This is a genomic window from Methylibium sp. T29, assembly GCF_000576205.1.
Lineage (GTDB): Bacteria > Pseudomonadota > Gammaproteobacteria > Burkholderiales > Burkholderiaceae_C > Methylibium > Methylibium petroleiphilum.
In genome coordinates, this window is the sequence record NZ_AZND01000575.1 from 1 (window position 1) to 720 (window position 720).

Genomic DNA, 720 nt, shown 5'->3' on the forward strand with positions numbered 1-720 from the left:
GCGCGGGCGGCGGCGGAGCGGGAACTGGTGCGGGCGCCGGAGCGGGCTTCGGCGGCGTCGGCGGGACGACCACTGGCGCGGGTACGCTGACCCCCGGCTTGGCCACCGCAGCTGAAGCCGCCGAACCTGCCGCGGCCGCTCCCTGCAATTTCTTCAGTTCCTCGACGTTCTTGGCCAATTCGGCCACACGGGTGGAGTTGTCCTTCTGCTCGCGGCCTTTGGCCACCTGGTCTTCCGGCCCCGGCTTGCTCGCACCGACCGCACCCTTGCTCAAGGTCAGCTTGTCCGGCGTACCACCAGCGGCCGTCTTGCGGTCCTGCACGTCCGCCTGCACCTTGCCCGCCGCAGAGCGGCTGCTGTCGGGCGCGGCCGCAGTGGGCACGCCACCGGCGAGCTTGGCACGGTAGGCGCCGAAGTCGGCGCTCTGCGCCTGGATCACCTGCCGGGCGTCGGATGGCGTGATGGCCTGAGTCTCTTCACCGGACGGAACATTGAGCACGGCGCCGGCCTTGAGCCGGTTCATGTTGTTGCCGAGGAAGGCGCCGGGGTTGCTGCGATAGAGCGCCACCAGCATCTGGTCCAGCGACACGCCGGGCTGCTGCGTGCGAGTGGCGATGCGGTACAGCGTGTCACCCGCCTTGACGCGGTACTCGGACGCGGCACCCGTGCCAGCCGGCTCGGCCGCCGCAGCGCGCGGTGCCGGTGCCGGTGCCGGACGCG

Annotated in this window: 1 protein-coding gene; it reads right to left on the reverse strand. The window is 71.7% G+C overall.

Features of this window, described 5'->3' with window-relative positions; all coding sequences use genetic code 11:
- Positions 1-720 (reverse strand): FimV/HubP family polar landmark protein (locus x551_RS22915; RefSeq protein WP_036252157.1); only part of this gene is annotated, 720 nt, incomplete at both ends.